This window comes from Sphingobacterium sp. UBA5996, from assembly GCF_002429765.1.
Classification (GTDB): domain Bacteria; phylum Bacteroidota; class Bacteroidia; order Sphingobacteriales; family Sphingobacteriaceae; genus Sphingobacterium.
The window spans coordinates 137,724-154,185 of record NZ_DJAS01000011.1 but is presented as its reverse complement, the minus strand read 5'-3'; the positions used below and the strand labels follow the sequence as shown (position 1 = coordinate 154,185).

General features: G+C 38.9%; 14 protein-coding genes. 3 read left to right on the top strand and 11 right to left on the bottom strand.

Annotation, left to right across the window (positions count from 1 at the left end):
* Positions 1-2: 2 nt before the first annotated feature.
* From B3E00_RS08095 to trmB, 4 genes are all read right to left on the bottom strand, one after another.
* On the bottom strand, positions 3-1,529 hold the full coding sequence (locus B3E00_RS08095; protein ID WP_293937991.1) for a DUF5689 domain-containing protein: 1,527 nt from the start codon (positions 1,527-1,529) through the stop codon (positions 3-5).
* 10 nt (positions 1,530-1,539) lie between these two features.
* Positions 1,540-3,072: a SusD/RagB family nutrient-binding outer membrane lipoprotein gene (locus B3E00_RS08090; protein WP_209578402.1), complete on the bottom strand. Its 1,533-nt coding sequence runs from the start codon at positions 3,070-3,072 to the stop codon at positions 1,540-1,542.
* A 12-nt stretch (positions 3,073-3,084) separates the two neighbouring features.
* Positions 3,085-6,348, bottom strand: a complete 3,264-nt coding sequence (locus tag B3E00_RS08085; protein ID WP_293937989.1) for a SusC/RagA family TonB-linked outer membrane protein — start codon at positions 6,346-6,348, stop codon at positions 3,085-3,087.
* A gap of 432 nt (positions 6,349-6,780) precedes the next feature.
* Positions 6,781-7,437 carry a tRNA (guanosine(46)-N7)-methyltransferase TrmB gene (gene trmB, locus B3E00_RS08080; RefSeq protein ID WP_209578401.1) on the bottom strand — a complete coding sequence of 219 codons (657 nt, stop codon included), beginning with the start codon at positions 7,435-7,437 and terminating at the stop codon, positions 6,781-6,783.
* Positions 7,438-7,639: 202 nt separating this feature from the next.
* On the opposite strand from trmB, the gene fcl reads away from it, so the two are divergent.
* Complete coding sequence (gene fcl, locus B3E00_RS08075; protein ID WP_293937987.1) at positions 7,640-8,575, top strand: GDP-L-fucose synthase; 936 nt, start codon at positions 7,640-7,642, stop codon at positions 8,573-8,575.
* 16 nt (positions 8,576-8,591) lie between these two features.
* Here the strand turns inward: fcl and B3E00_RS08070 are convergent, their stop codons facing one another.
* The 3 genes from B3E00_RS08070 to B3E00_RS08060 all read right to left on the bottom strand — a co-directional run bounded on the left by B3E00_RS08070 (position 8,592) and on the right by B3E00_RS08060 (position 9,960).
* Positions 8,592-9,095 (bottom strand): hypothetical protein, encoded by a 504-nt coding sequence (locus tag B3E00_RS08070; RefSeq protein WP_293937985.1) that lies wholly within the window; start codon positions 9,093-9,095, stop codon positions 8,592-8,594.
* A complete protein-coding gene (locus B3E00_RS08065; RefSeq protein WP_293885163.1) occupies positions 9,085-9,504 on the bottom strand; it encodes a hypothetical protein in 420 nt (139 codons plus the stop codon). The genes B3E00_RS08070 and B3E00_RS08065 overlap by 11 nt, the downstream gene beginning before the upstream one ends.
* Before the next feature lie 186 nt (positions 9,505-9,690).
* Entirely contained in the window at positions 9,691-9,960 is a 270-nt protein-coding gene (locus tag B3E00_RS08060) for a YtxH domain-containing protein (protein WP_070561440.1), read from the bottom strand.
* A gap of 235 nt (positions 9,961-10,195) precedes the next feature.
* Here B3E00_RS08060 and B3E00_RS08055 point away from each other — a divergent pair, with 235 nt between their 5' ends.
* Positions 10,196-11,740 carry a YifB family Mg chelatase-like AAA ATPase gene (locus B3E00_RS08055; protein WP_293938096.1) on the top strand — a complete coding sequence of 515 codons (1,545 nt, stop codon included), beginning with the start codon at positions 10,196-10,198 and terminating at the stop codon, positions 11,738-11,740.
* On the opposite strand, the gene B3E00_RS08050 is transcribed toward B3E00_RS08055, so the two are convergent.
* The 4 genes from B3E00_RS08050 to rsfS are packed head-to-tail and all read right to left on the bottom strand — an operon-like array spanning position 11,737 to position 15,570.
* Positions 11,737-12,360: a rhomboid family intramembrane serine protease gene (locus B3E00_RS08050; protein WP_293885164.1), complete on the bottom strand. Its 624-nt coding sequence runs from the start codon at positions 12,358-12,360 to the stop codon at positions 11,737-11,739. The genes B3E00_RS08055 and B3E00_RS08050 overlap by 4 nt on opposite strands.
* A gap of 8 nt (positions 12,361-12,368) precedes the next feature.
* Positions 12,369-13,016, bottom strand: a complete 648-nt coding sequence (locus B3E00_RS08045) for a LutC/YkgG family protein (RefSeq protein ID WP_293937983.1) — start codon at positions 13,014-13,016, stop codon at positions 12,369-12,371.
* Between the two features lie 53 nt (positions 13,017-13,069).
* The gene (ftsH, locus tag B3E00_RS08040) at positions 13,070-15,151 is read right to left on the bottom strand and encodes an ATP-dependent zinc metalloprotease FtsH (protein ID WP_293937981.1); all 2,082 of its coding nucleotides are present in this window, start codon (positions 15,149-15,151) and stop codon (positions 13,070-13,072) included.
* A 44-nt stretch (positions 15,152-15,195) separates the two neighbouring features.
* Positions 15,196-15,570: a ribosome silencing factor gene (rsfS, locus tag B3E00_RS08035; RefSeq protein WP_293937979.1), complete on the bottom strand. Its 375-nt coding sequence runs from the start codon at positions 15,568-15,570 to the stop codon at positions 15,196-15,198.
* Positions 15,571-15,617: 47 nt separating this feature from the next.
* On the opposite strand from rsfS, the gene B3E00_RS08030 reads away from it, so the two are divergent.
* Positions 15,618-16,388 (top strand): biotin--[acetyl-CoA-carboxylase] ligase, encoded by a 771-nt coding sequence (locus B3E00_RS08030; RefSeq protein WP_293885167.1) that lies wholly within the window; start codon positions 15,618-15,620, stop codon positions 16,386-16,388.
* Positions 16,389-16,462 lie beyond the last annotated feature (74 nt).

Here is a 16,462-nt window from a genome sequence, read left to right as displayed (position 1 = left end):
AATTATTCAACTAGCTTTGTCGACAACTCATTTTCAACCTCCTGTAGTTTAGACTCTTTTGTTAACAAAACATTATTTTGCACGCGGGATTTTGTCCACCTTCCTAGTGTCATATTAAATTCCCCATTAAATTGAATAAAGGTATCCGCCGACGGAGATGCGTACACAAATGCCTTGGTATTATCTCCATTTCTATAGAATGGCTGATTAGTTAAGGTAACCGGGTTAACAATATCATAAAAATCAGTGTTAGCGATACGATACCCAGCATTGGCACTTACTAGAGACCCTCCTGTACTCACAAATACCAAATCCTCTGGAATAGTTGTAGCTGTTACTTGAATTGTTGAAAAAACAGCTACTCCAAAAGCATTTCCGCTGTTGGCGAGTAAATTGCCAGTTTTCGTCCCGAAGTCATATCCCGCTTTGTTAGCATAATCGTAATTGGCAACCCAATGTGCGTCGGATATACTCGTAGATTTCTCACCAGCAATTAACTTATTTGTGCCACCTACATAGAAAAACTGTCCTTTTTTTACAGAACCAACTATCAGATTAATTTTGTAAGTCCTTAAGCCACCTGTGGCCCAACCGTTAATTGGTATACCGGTAGGAGTTGATGCATTTGCATTATTTGTTGTAACAACACTGAACGGTGTTTTGGAAAAATCAATATCCTCCGTTGCTAAAAACTGCATATACTCATAGTTTGCATCTGTTGAGCCGCTAGGATCATTCAGAAGCCCCGTTACAACCACCTTAGGTGTTTTGTATTCCGACCTAATCTGTACAAGATCAGATTTTGTTCTAAGGGACTGATAAGGAACAAGACTATCTCCTGATACCTCATTAAATAATATTCCCAGATAGTTCGCCATTTTATGTTGAGGCAAATTCGCCAATTCAGATTCGGGATTAGTTCTTACCGTAATAAAACCGAAACCGTCATTTATTTTTTGATCACCAGAAAGTATTTGACCTTCCCTTGGGGTATAACTAAATCCCCCCTTGACAAGAACAATTAAAGTACTTTCATATTTTGTTGGCTCTTTCAAAATTTGATCAGCGGTAACGCGGAGCGCCTGATAGCGATTTCCATCAGAAATTTTTTCAATTTTATTACTGGAAATATCTGTTATCTGCAATATTCCATTTAACCGCTGCAATTTTCCTCCTATCAAATCTACTACAATAGAATCGCCTGGAGAATACTCGTTGGCTTTTTCTCCCATTTGAATTGAAATTCCGCGCAATAAATCCAATCTCCTACGATCCTGAAGCACTAACACACCATGCGGTAAATTACCTGCGCTATGATCTGAAGTAACAATCCCTGTTATTTTTGAAGATCCACCCAGAGTCTCTAAATTCAACTCAATTGGAGTTCCCTTGAATAGTGTACGCACGTCATAAATCCCAATGTAAGCGCTAACTTCACCTCCAGGGTAACTAGGACTGTCTTTTTTACAGGAACTGAAGCTGAATACTCCAAAAACTACTATTATCAAAAAAAATATATGCTTTGTCATGTCTTCTTAATTAAGGTTTTTGCCACCAAACTTTGGTATTAATTTCGTCTGGTCCTTGTTGCTGGACAGCAAGTTTATAATTCGTCGGATTAGCCGATTGCACAATCACTGGATAATACATCCTTGCTGGCATTTCTCCATTATTTTGTAACCCCTTACCTTTTGGCAATATAGGATGTCCTGTTCTGCGATATTCATACCACTGTTGCATATCAGCCATAAATAATGCTTGGTATTTTTGAAAGTGAATTTGTTCCATCTTTTCAGCAAACGGTACGTTATCTTTCCATTCTCTATCTGATTTCTCTAAATGCTCTTTCGCAGTTACTGTCCAAGTTGGTATCCATAATTTTATATTATTTTCAACCCCACTGTAAAAATAATCTTCTATATTCCCTTCAATCCATCCCTTTAATACCGCTTCTGCTTTGATAAATTGCAATTCAGCAAAAGGCATGATCATACCAGTTATTGGCTCCGTCTGCAAACTATTAACCCCATTGTTTTGATCAAAAGAATAGAAATAGGACATTTTTGAATAATCTTCTGATCCAGCTGCATATCCACTAGGAACACCCACATAATTACCTGAGACAGGAGCAATTCCCATTCGATTAATTCCTGCTGTTCCATAGGTTGGAATATCAATACGAGGATCGTTTGTATCCCTTAAATAATCTAAGAAAAAAGAGCACAACGCAACTGCTCTAAAATCCTGTGCGCGGGTTGACTTGAAAGGCGAGACATATGCTCCATCGTTCGTCCATCGTAAAATTGCAGAGTCATCGTTGCTAGCCATGATGGGATAACGATCTTTTTCAGTCGAAAGAATTGTTTTAATTTTGTCCAACACATATTCCTGATGAAGGCTTTTTTTATCAGCGACACGCAATAACAACCTTAAAAACAAAGAGTTATTAAACTTCCTCCATTTAACCAAATCACCTCTATAAATTGGGTCATTAGTCGCATCAATTGTTTCGGTAGTCGCTTTTATTTGAAGTAACGTATTTGCAGAGTCCAACCTTTGCAACATATCAAAATAAATATCTTCTTGTTTGTCAAATTTCGGCTCTACTATCAGTGAATCTCCCGCCAAGTTAGACTGCGAATAAGGGATATCCCCATACATATCTGTCAAAATAGAATAAAGCCATACTTGGCCAATAATGGCGATAGCCTGATAGGATCTATTGAAAGTGACCGGCTCTATCGCCTTTTTATACATTTCCTTGAAGTTTGTAATCTCCGAATAATGTGCGCCCCAGATGTAGTCTGCCCAACTCCTTCTAAAGTCATAGCGGAATACTTTTCCATCCCCATCCCCAATTGAAACAGTAACCTGCATTAATTCGTTATTAAATGACCTATTTCTGCTCATATTTGCAGAAACCGAATTAATAAATGCGCTTGCCATAAATTGGTAAGGATATGCATTTTCTGTTTCATTCGGGTTCGTATTGGTCTCTATGAAATTCTTTGTACAGGATTGCATTAATCCTACTACAAGAATTGCAATTAATATTATTTTAAAATTCTTCATGACTATCAGATGTTAAAAACCAACAATTAAGTTAAACCCATAAGTTCTGGTGGAAGGAAATTGAGCAATCTCAAATCCTTTGACGATATCCCCATTATCCAAGGTTCCAAATTCAGGATCAAAAGCGGGCCACTTAGACCATATAAATAAGTTACGACCATACAATCCTACTGTCACGCGCTGTAAGCCATATTTTGATATAATTTTCTTGTTGAAAGAATAATCTAGCCTCGCTTCTCTGAATTTAATAAAGTCAGTTGGATAGGTACTTCCTTCTGCATTATCCTGCCCAAAATGAGAGCGATAATACTCGTCAATATTAGTGGCAATAACATCATTTTTTCGATATGTTCCATCGCCGTTATCAATAACGCCATTGCCAATTATCCCACTATAACGACCTGGCAAGGTATTCTTGGTTTTACCCTGTTCTGCTAATTTGTAGTGGGTAAGTGAATGTCCCACACCCCCCCATTGCGTGTCAAAAAGAACATTTAAATTGAAGTTTTTATAGCCAAAAGTATTACCAAAACTAATTTTACCTTTGGGTAGTGTGTTACCTAAATAAATAATATTACTCGTTAATTTGGCATATCCCGTCGATGGATCGTAGATAACCTGACCATCGGGAGCTCTCTCGTAGCCTATCCCATAAAGATCCCCCATACTCCCACCTTGTTTTGCAACGATCTGCCCTGAACCTACAGACCGATATTGTAATACCAATGACGAATCCGGTAAATCAACTATTTTGTTTTGATTCGCTGTATAGGTAACTAAACTTGACCACCTGAAACCATCTTTTTGATTAATCTGATTGGTATTCACCGACACTTCAATACCTTGATTTTGAACCGCCCCCATATTAGTCTTAAACGTCCTGTAACCGGATGACGGATCTAATGAACGATTTAGTTGCTGATTAAAGGTTTTTGAACTATATAATGCTAGATCAAAGTTTAATTTATTCTTGAAAAGCTTTGCTTCAGTCCCAACCTCATAAGACCTCGTTTTTAATGGTTGTAAATTGGGATTCTTCAATAGACTTGACGAGGTAACAGAACCAGGTAATAATCCATTACCTCGTTCATACAATTGCTGTAGCATATAAGGATCTTGACCTCCGTTTCCAACTTCAGCAACTGAAATTCTCAATTTTGCATAATTAATGACTTTGGGCAATTTCACAACTTCAGAAAGAATAAAACTACCATTTAATGCAGGATAGATTAATCCCAATTTTTTTTGCGGGTTAACCGGTGTAGCCATAGTACTATTCCAATCCATCCGTCCAGTCGCATCTAAGTAAAGAAAATTCTTATAAGAAGCTGTGACCATTCCATACGCACTATTAGTGACAAACTTATAAAACTTTTGATCGGAGATTACGCCATACTTGCTATTGGCCAAATTATATACCCCTGGGTAGGTCAGGCCATCAGCAGTATATGCCTCCCTCTTATAATGATTGTGTAGTGTACTCCCGCCAAGCGTAGCTGAGAATTTAATATCTCTTTTTAGATCCTTTTCATACTTTAATAGAAAGTCCAATACTGTTTCCTTTGAGAACAAAGATTGCGAACGATAACTACCTTCAGGCAGCTTCGTCCCAGAATCATACGGTCTTTCTTGCGCACGATCTTCAACAAAGAAATCTAATGATGAACGCACCATTAAACTGAGCTCTTTGTTAAATTGATAGTTGGCCGATGCATTACCTGTAAATGTATTACGATCATTCCTGTTAATAAACTCATGAGATATTGCAAATGGATTTTCAGGATATGAACTAAATGGATATTGGATGGCTTTGTCTTCCAATCCCTGCTTCCAATAATTGCGCAGCCAGTTATAGTCAGCATTAGGTTGCCAAAAAATAAACCAATACATCAGTGATTGATTGCCATATCCAGCTCCAGGCAAATTATCAGACCACCGTCTATTGTAATTAATCTTTGCATTTATGGTTAACTTATCTGAAATTTTTGAAGTTGCCGATAGTGCGAATGCAGTCTTATCGAAACCCGTATTTGGAGTGATCCATTTATTTCGAACATCAGTATAAGAAAACCGTGCAGATGTTTTTTCCGAACCTCCGTCTATTGTTAGTGAATTTGTAAATGTTCTTCCTGTTTGGAAAAACTCTTTACTATTTGAATAGGGTTGCCATAACGTACGTTCGGTACCCTGGGCTTGCGTTAGCGGATCATACTGAAAAAAATATTGCCCATCAAATTTTGGACCATAAGCGGAGCTAGTCCCCCCCGTACTATTTCCATCAGCTGAACTTCCGAAGGAATAATAATTAGCTCCGCCAGTACCTTGCCCATATTCATACTGAAAATCTGGCCAGCGGTTGACCGATTCAAATGCTGTATTACTATTAAGAGTAATACCTAATCCCTTTCCCTTCTTTCCAGACTTCGTAGTTATAATAATTGCTCCATTCGCCCCACGCTGACCGTAAAGTGCCGCAGCGCCCGGACCTTTCAGAACGGTAATATTTTCAATATCTTCCGGATTTATGTCATCCATACCTGACCCGTAGTCGGCGGGCATGTTATCTGAACCTGTGCCGTAAACAGAGCCCGAAGATCCTCCTACCCGTCTACCACTTCCCCCATTTATCACAATTCCATCTACAACAATTAACGCTCCAGCATCACCATTTAGATTTGCTTCCCCACGCAAAATAATTTTTGTCGAACCTACTGGTCCCGCATTAGATCGCATTAGATTAACACCTGCAACTTTACCTGACAATGCATCCATCCAATTGTTAGAAAGTGCTCCTGTCAAGTTATCGCCTTTTAGTACTGTTGCTGAGTATCCCAAGGCTCTTTCTTCACGTTTAATCCCCAATGCAGTGACAACAACCTCATCAAGTGCTTCAGATGTTGCGTTTAACCCAATATGGACATTGCGTTGAGCAGCCTCGTAAGTTCGCGTTTGAGCTTCATAACCGATCATCTGAAAACGGATCTTTCCCCCTACTTCAATATCTACCTCAAAATTTCCGTTACGATCCGTAGACCCCTTCGTCACTCCACCTGAAAGTATAGATACAGATGCTAGTGGCTCCTTCGTTTGATTATCGACAACTTTTCCTTTAATCTTAATCTTCCCTTGATTAAAATCATGAAAAACACGATGGCCTCGTTCTAATGGAACCATCGCCTTAGCTACATCCATATTGCACGCAATTGCTAAAGCCGCAAATAGCACTTTCGAGGAGGCGTGCCGCAGATTAATTTGGATAGGGTTAATACTAAACATAGTTATTGGTGTAAATTGTTAATTTTCAATTTGGCACAAAAATATATCCCTAACAAAAAGTTTGCTTTAACTTAATGTTTTCTTTTTGTTAACAATTATTTCGAATAGCATTTCTTTTCATCACACTATTATGGTTTCAATTGTAATTAAAATGCTTTGAGATCCACTTTGAAGGAATTTTCATGCATTAGGCTCGCTTTAATGCGACATCTCGTTGGTTATTTTTAATTTTCAAATCGAAAATAACTAATAATATTTACAAAACGAAATAAATCGAAATTATTTAAGTTGCCATCGAACAAAAAAAAGGGCCTCTAAAAAGCCCTATAAATCAATTTAAAACCAACAAACACAGCAATAAGTCATATCGCCACTAAACAAAAAAAGCCCAAACTTTCGTTTAGACTTTCTATTATGTAATAAATTCGTTCATTAGCTTTTTTCGAAACTCCATTTCACATAATTGATATTCTTATCATCAGCTAAATACTTTTTTTCATAGTAAGTTTTGATTGATAGAACATTATCCACTAAATCCGAATGGTAAAGATCGGTAGTCTCCTTATATTTTTTTAGATTCTGTAAATCGATCTGCTCTAGCGTATACGCATAAAAGCCGTCGTTATCTGTTTTCAGATTCATCATCCCATCAGGTTTCATAATGAATTTATAACGCTCCAAAAACTTTGGGCCTGTCAACCGCTTTTTCTCTCTGCTATCTTGAGGCTGAGGATCCGGAAAGGTAATCCAGATTTCATCAACTTCATTTTCGGCAAAATATTCAAGGATTGTTTCAATCTGTATCCGAAGAAAAGCAACATTCCGAATGCCATCCTCCAAAGCTGTTTTAGCACCACGCCAAATACGATTACCTTTAAAATCAATACCAATGAAATTTTTCTCAGGAAACAGTCGCGCCAGATTAACAGTATATTCTCCTTTGCCACAAGCAAGTTCCAAAACAACCGGATTATTATTACCAAACTGCTTCTCGGCCCATTTTCCTTTATATTCTTTGCCTGCATCAAGTTGGATTACATTTTCAAAAGTAGCAACTTCAGCAAATTTACGTAGTTTGTCCTTTCCCATTTTCAATAAATATCCCGCAAAAATAACCTTATATTCCCGCTTAAAAAAATAAATCTTATCCTAGGAAATATACCATTGATTGGCGAATAATCATGAAGCCAATGGACTAAAGAGAGTAATCAATAAAATCACTTTCATACGGGCGATTTATATTGCATATAAAAAGCAATTTATCTAAGTTTGCAGGACTCAATAACTTATCGTGGAAAAAGGCGCTAAAATTTACATAGCAGGCCATCGAGGAATGGTCGGATCAGCAATACATCGCAAATTAATAGAACTTGGATACAGCAACATCGTGACCAGGACATCTCAAGAATTAGATCTGCGCAATCAACAAGCAGTAGCTGACTTTTTCAACGAAGAAAAACCTGATTATGTTTTTCTCGCTGCCGCTAAGGTTGGTGGGATTATGGCAAACAATACCTATCGCGCAGATTTTATCTATGAAAATATAGCCATTCAAAATAATGTCATCAAATCATCCTACGACAATAACATTAAAAAGTTAATGTTCTTAGGATCTAGCTGCATCTATCCGAAGATGGCTCCCCAGCCTTTAAACGAAGACATGTTACTGACGGGCACCCTAGAACCAACGAATGAACCCTATGCAATCGCCAAAATTGCAGGTATAAAAATGGCAGAAGCCTTCCGGGACCAATATGGTTGCAATTATATATCCGTAATGCCAACAAATCTATATGGCATCAACGATAATTATCATCCTCAAAATTCGCACGTCTTACCAGCTTTGATCCGTAGATTCCACGAAGCAAAAGTCAATAAGCGAGATGATGTTGTTATCTGGGGCACGGGGACTCCTTTAAGAGAATTTCTTTTCTCTGATGACCTAGCAGAAGCTTGTATCTTTTTAATGAATCATTACAATGAAAAGCAATTTGTCAACATCGGTATAGGTCAAGATATAAGCATAAAGGATCTCGCAGAATTGATTAAAGATGTAATTGGTTACACAGGTAATATCACTTTTGACAGTTCCAAACACGACGGCACACCACGCAAACTCTTGGATGTATCAAAGATACATGCACTCGGATGGAAGCACAAAGTTAACCTTCGGGAGGGCATTCAACTCGCTTATACTGACTTTTTGAAAAAAGAAGTAGCCGAATAGCGAAAACAATATCACATTAATATGTCTCGCTATAAGAAGGGATGCCGTATTCATTTACTTCGTCCTTTAAAGCAGCATTTTCCGTTTGGGCAAATTTATTTTTCTTCTTCTTCTTAGGTCGAATAAAACTCGTTAACTTTCCAATAAGACCACTGATTTTGTCTTGATTGATTTGCCCAACCGCACGTTCTGATAACAGCAGCATGAGCGCCTTTTTAAAAACCCCTGTATTTTTCAGAAACAATCTGTTCATTATAAAGGGTACGCCAATACGTAAAGTCTTTGTTAACCAATCAGAATCTGGATTATTACTCTTGGCAAACATCTGCTGTATAATATTCGCTCCCGGGATATTATTTTTTAAGGTATTGAAAAAACGAATGGGGGCCTCTATTTTATTATTAAGCAACGTAAATTGAGCCTTTAGGTATAGCTCCTGCTCATTCTTTAGCGTTTTTAAGCGCAATATTTCAGCTTTAAGCTCCTGTAAATTACGTATTTTGGTCTGTTTATTGTTCATTTGTAGCCCTTTCTCTATCAAGTTTTTCTTTATGCAGTTCTTCCTCTTCTTCCTCAATTTCATCGTTCCATTTAGCCAAAAAACGTCGAATGGAAAGATCCATAAATTTTGCTTCCAGCATAGGCTCAAAAACGCGTATTAAGATAATGATCACTAAAAAGATACCTGCTGTTGCCAAAAAACCCAATGAATAACTGCCCAATAACTCTCCTAGCCAAAAACCTAGAGCTAAACATAAGAAAAACAGAACAAACAAGGTAAAAATAAGCTTAGTTGCATCTACCACTAAGCTTGCAATTAAACGAGAAGACCGTTCAATGGTTTTTAATTTGACAAGTTTAAATTGGGAGTCAATATACTCCTTAGTCTTTTGAAACGTACCACTTAGTGAAAATTTTTCTTCTTCCATGCATCTAAAATTTATTCAGGCTATTTCAGCCCATAACTAACAAAACGAAAACGCTGTATCTTATAACCACAACACAGCACTACTCTACACACATGAAGAGCGCGCAGCTATCGTAAAACAGCTATCTCGCGAAATAGCCTGATAATATGTACTCTACACCAATTATTCTTTTGAATAATCTGCGAACTATGCATGTTCGATGATATCATCATCCAGCACTTCTTCTGCCTGATTTAACTTACCTTTCAATGTAGAAACAATTTTCTCTTTGAAATCATTCAATTGATCAAATTGCTCCTCCGCTCTTTCCCGAATAGCATCACTCAAATCGCTTAGTGAATCATTTATTTTATCTCTTGTATCCGACCCTTTATCTGGAGCAAACAAAACTCCCAAAGCTGCACCCGCGGCAAGACCGGCCAATAACGCCAAAGCTACTTTACTTGTGTCATTCATTTCTTTTTCTTTTAAAGTTCTAAATCTATTACGACGAATCTAGTCCTCGTTAATAATACAATTACCAAAGCAAATCGTTTGCCAAACAATGCTTTTTATCCATTATTAATAAGGAACTATATTAACAATATAATCATTTTTTTCGGTAATCTTGGATCCGCCTTCAATATCTCACCCAACAATTATTAACTTACTTAATTTTTTAGTATCTTTAAATCAATCGATTATGAAAATTATGCTAAATAAAACCTATTGCAGCGCCGTCCATGGGATAAATGCCTGTACAATTACCGTCGAGGTAATCGTATCTACTGGCCTCCATTATTATATCGTCGGCCTGCCTGACAATGCCGTTAAAGAAAGCTTAAGACGTATCGAAAGTGCCATTAATTCCTGTCAACTTCACATGCCGCGCCAAAAGATCGTTGTCAACTTGGCACCCGCAGATATTCGTAAAGAAGGTTCAAGTTACGACCTATCAATCGCAATAGGCATATTAGCATCTTCCGGGCAGATCACAAATATCCGTCTGGAAAACTATCTTATCTTAGGCGAGCTATCATTAGACGGAAGTATTAAGCCCATACGTGGTGTTCTACCAATTGCATTACAGGCGCGCAAAGAAGGATTTAAAGGAATAATATTACCTGAAGCCAATGCAAAAGAAGCAGCTATCGTCACCGAAATCGATGTTATTGGTGTAGAAAATCTGACCCAAGTAGTGGAATTCCTCAACAATACAGTAACAATCAAGCCTACAAAAGTTAACATACAAACGTTTTTTCAGGATGATACGGCCATTTATGACGTCGATTTCTCTGATGTACAAGGACAGGAGAATATCAAACGAGCGCTGGAAATCGCAGCAGCTGGTGGACATAACCTTATTTTAATAGGTCCGCCAGGCGCAGGAAAAACCATGTTGGCAAAAAGACTACCAACGATCCTTCCCCCGCTCAATATGACCGAATCGCTGGAAACGACCAAAATACACTCTGTGTCTGGAAATCTAAAGGCGAAAGATTCCCTCGTCACTGCACGGCCCTTTCGTTCTCCACATCATACAATATCCGATGTAGCCATGGTAGGCGGCGGCTCAAATCCATTGCCGGGTGAAATATCTTTATCCCATCATGGCGTATTATTCCTTGACGAATTGCCAGAATTTAAACGGAGCGTCCTCGAAGTCATGCGTCAGCCGCTGGAATCGCGTCAAATTACGATATCAAGAGCTAAACTTAACGTCGAGTACCCCGCAAGTTTTATGCTCATTGCTGCTATGAACCCCTGCCCTTGTGGTTATTTCAATCACCCCGAGAAAGAATGCATCTGCGGCACTAACACCGTCCAGCGTTATCTAAGCAAAATATCAGGACCACTTTTAGACCGTATAGACCTGCACATCGAAGTCACCCCCGTGCTATTTGACGAATTGAGTATGACACGCTCTGTAGATGATAGCCGCACGGTACGCCGTCGGGTCATTCAGACACGCGAAATCCAGAAAGAACGTTTTAAATCTTTCCCAGACGTGCATTGTAATGCACAAATGAGTACCCGATTAACGCGAGAAATATGTCAGATTGACGAAGCCGGAAGGAAATTGCTCAAAACTGCAATCGAGCGTCTCAGCCTATCCGCAAGAGCATACGATAGAATACTGAAGGTTGCCCGCACAATCGCTGATATGGAAAATAGCCCAACAATTGATAACCAACATATCGCTGAAGCAATCCAATACAGAAATTTAGATCGGGAAACCTGGAACGGAAAATTTTAGAATTGTGCCAGACAATGTTTGATAACCCATGGAAAACAGATGATCGTCAGGATTAGTCCCGACAGCGCACCAAAGAAATGGGCATCGTGATTAATACCATCCTGTCCCTTTTTGGACGCCCATACACAATAACCTAAAAACAGAAATGCAAATAAGTAAGCTGGCATAGGAATAATCATCATTACCCCAATGGTCACTTTAGGGTCGAAAAGAATATAACTAAACAGCACCGCACAGATGGCACCTGAAGCACCCAAACTATAGTAACCTGGATTATTTTTCTGCTGTACGATGGTTGGAATATCGCTCAGGATCAAGCTGCCTACATAAATAACAGCAAATAAGATATGGCCATAGGGACTTGCAGCAGCAAGTATACGTTCTAAACCAAACCCAAAATAGTAAAAGGTAAGCATATTGAACAGCAGATGTCCCCAATCCTTGTGCACAAAACCACTTGTCAGGATCGTAAAGACATTGCGGTTGCGTGCAATACTGTAGGGATGCAACATCAGTTTGCCGAAAAGTTGTTCATGTGAAAAAGTATAGACGCTGACGGCGATCGTAAAAAAGAAGATAATACTCGCAACAGGCGTTTCGGTTAAATAAGTTAATAGCATAATAATTTCTAAAATCTATCCTCTAAAAGTAAAACATAAAGTTCTTTTGGCCCATGTGCTCCCAAAACCAACCTCTTCTCAATATCAGCCGTTCTGGACGGACCTGTAATGGTAGAAATCATCGTCGGAATCTCCTGACCGTAACGCTTTTGCATATAAGCTAAAGCATCTTTCAAATCCCAAACCAATTGCGAAGCCTTGGCAACGACAATATGAATGGGGGGATATATACTCAACCGCCGTCCGGAAGCATTTGCATTACTCACCATAACACTTCCATTACGAGCTATTAAAGCCTCACAAGAGGTGATACTGGCATTTGCCAATTCAAAATCCTTCTCTGTTTTCAAAAAGGGGAAACCATAGGGACTAAGTAAGTTTTGAATACCTTGTTCCCAAGCATAGATATTTTTAATGCTATTTACTTCGGTCAACGAAATCAAATTTTCAATCAGACCGATCTCGCCATCACAATATAGAAATTTGCCTCCCGCAGCGGTCAATTCACGTACAAAAACAAGATCCACCAATTCATCCTCTTCATAGTAAAGAGCAGTTTCCTTAAAATTCGGATGTGGATTATCATTTTTTTGTAGTAATGCCTGACGTACCCGTTTTAACATTATCTCCTTCGCAGTTGCGTTCTTCACGTTCATGGCGCAAATATATAAATGCAGCGCTAGAATCATCTAGCGCTGCAACATTCAAATTAATTCAAATTATTTGACGGATTGTCTGAACTCGGACCATCGCTGGATCGCGCTTCGTCCGGATGAATATCTAAGGGTAAATCTGTTTGTGGTACACCCCCACCATCGGCACCATTCACAAACTCCTCGTAAGTAGTCTTGGTTTCAAATGGACGCTTCCCTAGTATCTCTTCTAAATCCGATTGAAAGAGGATTTCCTTTTCCAATAGCTTCTCCGCTATTTTGATCAGTCCTTCACGTTTATCCAGCAATAACTGTTTAGTACGTGCATAAACATCGCTGATCAAGTTACGAACCTCTGCATCAATCAACTCTGCCGTTTTGTCAGAATATGGCTTTTGGAACGATGCCTCCGAGCTGTCTCTGAAAGAAACATTTCCCACTTTGTCATTCATACCGTATATCGCAATCATTGCATACGAAAGCTGCGTAATACGCTCCAAGTCGTTTTGAGCACCAGTTGAAATTCTTCCAAAAGTAATATCTTCAGCTACACGGCCACCCATGGTCATACATAAGCTATCGATAAGCTGCTCTGTCGTATATAAAAACTGCTCGCGGGGAAGGTACTGTGCGTATCCCAAAGCAGCCACACCGCGGGGCACAATAGATACTTTAACCAAAGGATCTGCATGTTCCAAAAACCAGCCAGCAATAGCATGCCCAGCTTCATGATAAGCGACAATACGTTTCTCTTCCGGAGAGATAATTTTATTCTTTTTCTCAAGACCACCGATCACGCGATCAACTGCGTCCTGAAAATCTTGCATATCAATTTCCGGTTTATTTTTACGGGCAGCAATAAGTGCGGCCTCATTACATACATTGGCGATTTCTGCGCCTGCGAAACCAGGAGTCTGTGCAGATAATTTTTTTGCATCAACCTCAGCCGACAATTTCAGAGGCTTAAGATGCACTTTAAAAATTTGCTCACGGCCGATCAAATCTGGCTTATCAATCGAAATTTGGCGGTCGAAACGTCCCGGACGTAGCAATGCCGTATCTAATACGTCAATACGGTTAGTAGCTGCTAAAATAATAACACCCGAATCCGTGCCAAAACCATCCATCTCCACTAACAATTGATTCAACGTATTTTCACGCTCGTCATTTCCACCCATCATTGAATTCTTGCCCCGAGCACGGCCAATTGCGTCAATCTCATCAATGAAAATGATACAAGGCGCTTTCTCTTTAGCTTGTTTAAACAAATCACGAACACGAGATGCACCTACCCCCACAAACATTTCCACAAAGTCGGATCCCGATAGTGAAAAGAATGGCACTTGAGCTTCACCAGCCACAGCTTTTGCTAGCAATGTCTTACCTGTTCCTGGAGGCCCTACAAGCAATGCTCCCTTTGGAATTTTACCTCCAAGATTTGTATACTTACGCGGATTTTTCAAGAAATCCACAATTTCCATAACTTCCTGCTTCGCCTCTTCAAGACCAGCCACATCGTTAAATGTAATATTGATCTGAGCCTCTTTATCAAATAATTGAGCTTTCGACTTACCAATATTGAAGATAGCACCGCCACCACCGCCGGCACCGCCGCCCATACGGCGCATCAAGAAAATCCAGATTGCAGCCAACACCAATAATGGCAACATAAAGGTAATAAACCAGCTCGCCCATGGATTAGAACGATCATCATACGTTAATTGTACCTTCGGTGTACCAGGCGCTAACTCAGCTTGAGAAGCAGCTAACTTTTTCTCCAAAACATCGGGAGAAGCATCTTTAAAAATATATTGTGGTCCTTTGTCCTCTTGTCCAGACAAACTTGGTAAAGGATCGGAGGTCTTTACAGCATCCTTAAAACTAGGATTATCTTTCCAGCCCTTCTTCAGATACACCTCAACCTCTACAAGATCATTTTTCTTATAAGCGATAAGGCGCTCTACAGAGCCTGTGTTCAACATGCGTGTCTCAAAATCGCTATAGCTAACTTCCTTAGCTGGGTTTTCTCCAAAAACGTACTGTAAGGCAAAAAAACCTAAAAACATGGCAATCATAAGCCACACAAAATTAAATTTCGGCGGTTTCGGGCTTACCTTACTACTCGGGATTTTTTTCATTATATCGTAATTATATTTTCTTGATAAATTTTAATTGAAGACAATTAGGCGCTCTGGAAATGCTGAATCTCTGCATCTCCCCATAATTCTTCGATACCATAATGCGCTCGTTTTTCGGTCTTAAAGATATGTACAACCACATCCACAAAATCCAAAATCAACCACTCACCATTGGATTGTCCTTCTTTATATTGGGGCTCTTGACCAAATGTCTTATAAACTTCGTCTTCGACACTTTTTGCTATCGCATTGACCTGAATGTTGGAATCAGCATGACAAATAACAAAATAATCAGAAACAGAACTGTGAAGATCTCTTAAATCCAAACGAACAATCTCGTTTGCTTTCTTTTCTTGCATACCGTAAACGATAATTTCTGATAGACGTTGGGACAATTCTGTACTTTTATTTTTACTCATTAAAAAATATGATAGTTTTGACTTAATATTTATTTAATACTTTCAGTTTGCAAAATAACAATATTTCGGGACTTATCATCGGCCAAAATACAATATATCTTGACAAAGTCGCCTCTACAAACGATTATCTCAGGGAATTATTGTCAAAATTCAAGCCACTAGCGGAAGGGACTGCCATTTTAGCAGAAGAACAGTTCCAAGGTAAAGGCCAGCGAGGAAGCTCATGGATCAGTGAACCGGGGAAAAATCTCACGACATCTATCCTTTTAAGGCCCTATTTCTTACCAATAGCGCAACAATTCTCACTTTCGGCTACCATCGCCATTGCCACCGCCAACTGGTTGAAAACCAAAGTTGAGCAGCCTGTTGCCGTAAAATGGCCCAATGATATCTACGTCAATTCAAAGAAAATAGCCGGTATTTTAATAGAAAATACATTAAAAGGCCATAATATCAATAGCGCTATCATAGGAATCGGTATAAATATCAATCAAACCAATTTTGACACAACATCAACAATAACCTCTTTAGCATGCCTAACCGATCGAACCGATTACGACATAAAGAACTTAGCGGATGAGCTGTATCAAAGTATACACCTGGAATATTTGAACCTCATTCACAAGGGATCCCACTATCAGCTAAACAAATACAACGAATTATTATTCTGGAAAGGCGAAGAAAAACCATTTTTAATCGCTGGCACCAAGCAAACGGGCATTATTCAGCAGGTATCTGCCGAAGGTAAACTAAAGATTTTATTAGATAACCAATTACAAGAATTTGATATCAAAGAGATTACGCATCTCATTTCTTAATCTTTACAAAAAAAACAGAACCCATTTTTAGAAATATCAAAGCTTTGTTCTAACTTTGTCAAAAGCGTGATTAA